The organism is Sphaerochaeta sp. S2 (assembly GCF_016406725.1).
GTDB lineage: Bacteria > Spirochaetota > Spirochaetia > Sphaerochaetales > Sphaerochaetaceae > Sphaerochaeta.
The window spans coordinates 1-3,462 of record NZ_JAEKNT010000124.1 but is presented as its reverse complement, the minus strand read 5'-3'; the positions used below and the strand labels follow the sequence as shown (position 1 = coordinate 3,462).

Here is a 3,462-nt window from a genome sequence, read left to right as displayed (position 1 = left end):
TCATCAACCTCAAGTGTTTATAAGAGACAGAAAGATAAGATTCCCTTGGATGGTATTATCATCAGGGGTTCCTCAACCTTGAATATGCAATCCCTGACCGGAGAGTCCCTTCCACAGAATGCAGAGAAAGGAGAGACCGTGCTGAGCGGGAGTGTGAACCTTACCGGTGTCATTGACATCCAGACAACGCGGGCATATGAGGACAGTACGGCAACAAAGATACTTCGTCTTGTTGAGGAGTCATCTTCCAAGAAGGCCCATAGTGAACAGTTCATCACCACCTTTGCACGGTACTATACCCCCTTTGTTGTGTTCTTTGCGCTTGCTCTTACCGTCATTCCCTCGCTTATAACAGGAGCATGGGAGACCTGGATCTATCGATCCCTCGTATTCCTGGTAGTCAGTTGTCCCTGTGCCCTGGTTATCAGCGTCCCTCTCTCCTATTTTGCCGGAATAGGCAAGAGTGCGTCCAATGGCATCCTGGTCAAGGGAGGCAACTATCTGGAAGCCCTCTCAACCATCGATACCATGGTCTTTGACAAGACCGGAACACTTACTCACGGAAGTTTTTCCTTGGAGAAAATGATCCCCACCGGCAAGAGCAGCCTCGATGAACCTTACCTTGAAAAACTGGCAGCAAGCCTGGAGAGGCAGAGCAATCACCCACTTGCAAGGGCATTTGATACACTTGCATCTCCCTTTGAAGCAAGCAATATCCAAGAAATTGCAGGAAAGGGTATCTCTGCCCTGATAGATGGAAAGCAGGTGACAGCAGGGAATGCAGCCCTGTTCGCATACAAATCAATCCCGCTCTCCCTGGGCGATGAGGATGAGGGGACCATCCACCTGGCCGTTGATGATATCCACGCAGCATCGTTCATCCTGAAGGACACGCTTCGAGCGGACGCAAAACAGCTTATAGGAGCTTTGAGGAAACTTGGGGTCAGACAGCTCTTCATGCTCTCAGGAGACAAGGAACAACACGCCAAGGCTATTGCGACTGAGTTAGGCTTGGATGGATATCATGCTGGGCTTCTCCCTGACCAGAAGCAGGAACATCTTGCAGGAATAGAGAAAACCAATCCACACATTGCATACGTCGGGGATGGCATGAATGACGCCCCAAGTCTTGCTGCCAGCCGTGTCGGTATTGCCATGGGTAGCAAGGCAAGTGATGCCGCCATTGAAAGTGCTGATATCGTGATTCTGAGTGAGGAGTTGTCCAAGCTGGAGAAGCTGGTGATGATCAGTAAGAAAACTTCACGGATTGTGAAGCAAAATATTGCATTTGCGCTAGGGGTAAAGGCTGTTGTGCTTGTATTGGGTGCACTGGGCTATGCATCCATGGCACTAGCGGTGTTTGCCGATACTGGGGTGACCATCATAGCCGTTTTCAATGCCCTGCGCATCCTCCTGATCCGTCTTTCTCGTTGATTATAAAAGACATGTATGGTAATGTTGCTCAGATTGTTTGAAGGAAAAAGTACATGAACGAGAAGACAACACGAAATATTGGAATTATGGCACATATTGATGCGGGCAAGACCACTACCACTGAACGCATCCTCTATTATACAGGTGAAAACCATCGCATCGGTGAGGTAGACAACGGGGAAGCAACCATGGACTTCCTCGAACAGGAGCAGGATCGTGGTATCACCATCGCAAGTGCTGCCACCACCTGTTACTGGAAAGAACACCAGATCAATATTATCGATACTCCCGGACACGTAGACTTCACCGCAGAAGTGGAGCGTTCCCTTCGTGTCCTTGACGGAGCAGTCATGGTTGTATGCGCAGTCGGTGGAGTGGAACCACAGACAGAGACTGTCTGGAGACAGGCAGATACCTATCGTGTTCCCCGTATCGCATTCATCAACAAGATGGATAGGCTTGGGGCCAACTTCCATGAGGCAGTCTCCGAGCTGAAACTCAAATTGGGAGCAAATCCCATACCCCTTTTCCTGCCTGTTGGGGCAGAGAACAACTTCAGTGGCATCATCAACCTGCTTACCAAAAAGTATTATGTATACAGTATTGAAGACCAGGGAATGACCTATACTGAAGAGGAGATTCCTTCCTCAATGCAGGAAGAGGTGGAAAGCTGGTACGAGAAGCTGATTGACAGTGTCGCCTCCTTCAGCGACGAAATCACTGAACTATACTTTGAAGGTGAACCCATCGATGCTGAGCTGATCAAGAAGACCTTGAAGAAGGCGACCATTGCACGGCAGGCTCTTCCGGTGTTTGTCGGCTCCTCACTCAAGGATATCGGTGTCCAGGCCCTCCTGGATGGAGTCATAGACTACCTTCCCTCCCCCTCCGAGGTTCCCCCTATCGTCGGCCTCCATCAGAAGACGGAAAAGAATGTGGAGATTCCCTATGACAAGAACAAACCCCCACTTGGCCTCATCTTCAAGATCCAGGTGGACAGGGAAGCTGGTCCCATGAGTTTTGTCAGGGTATACAATGGTACCATCAAGAAAGGTACTGCCTTGATGAACATCAGCAAGAAGAAACGGGAGCGGGTAAACAGGATTATCCGTATGCATGCAGACCGTCAAGAGGAATTGAGTGAGCTCGAAGCAGGTGACATTGGTGTGATCATTGGTTTCAAGGAAGGAAGAACCGGCGATACCGTAGGCAGTGAGGGAGCACAGGTCCTCCTTGAGGAGATGCACTTCCCCATTCCTGTAATCTCGGTTGCCATAGAGCCGAACAGCCTCAGTGACGGGGATAAGCTACGCACCGCTCTCGGGGTCCTTGCCCAGGAAGATCCCACCTTCACCTACCGTGATGACGATGAGACAGGCCAGCTGGTGATCAGCGGCATGGGTGAGCTGCATCTGGATGTACTGGTAACCAGGCTCACCAAGGAGATGAAGATCAAGGCACGTGTGGGTAACCCACAGGTGACCTACCGTGAATCAGTTACCAAGGAAACCAGTGGAAGCGAAAAGTTCTCCAAGATCATTGCCGGCAAGGAGAATACTGCAGGAGTTGGCATCACCATTCGCCCCCTTCCCTCCGGAAGCGGGAACCGCTATACCTGCTCGGCAAAGGTAAGAGGCATGGATGAACAGTACTATGAAGCGGTAAAACGGGGAATCACCAATGCCTTCAAGGGAGGCATACAATTCGGATATGAAACCGTTGACCTTGAGGTTGAGGTTACCAGCATCACCTATAACGAACTAACCGCTACCCCGTTCGCATTCGAGGCGTGTGCAGCAATGTGTTTTGACAAGGTTGCACAGAGCGCCGCCCCTATCCTGATGGAACCGGTGATGAAGGTTACTGTTATCGTACCAACACAGTATGTAGGAGAGGCGATCAGCAGCATCACCAGCAGGGGTGGACTGGTAAACAGCATCGAAAGCAGGACTGCAAGCGAGCATATCCATGCACAGGCACCACTGTCTCAGTTGTTTGGGTATTCCACTGCACTACGCTCTGCAACTC

At 50.5% G+C, this 3,462-nt stretch carries 2 protein-coding genes; both read left to right on the top strand.

Annotated features, from left to right (window positions below; translation table 11 throughout):
- Positions 1-1,434: heavy metal translocating P-type ATPase (locus tag JF818_RS03420; RefSeq protein ID WP_198890583.1), on the top strand; the 1,434-nt coding region annotated here is incomplete at its 5' end.
- Between the two features lie 53 nt (positions 1,435-1,487).
- Positions 1,488-3,462 (top strand): elongation factor G (gene fusA / locus JF818_RS03415; RefSeq protein ID WP_198890582.1); only part of this gene is annotated, 1,975 nt, incomplete at its 3' end.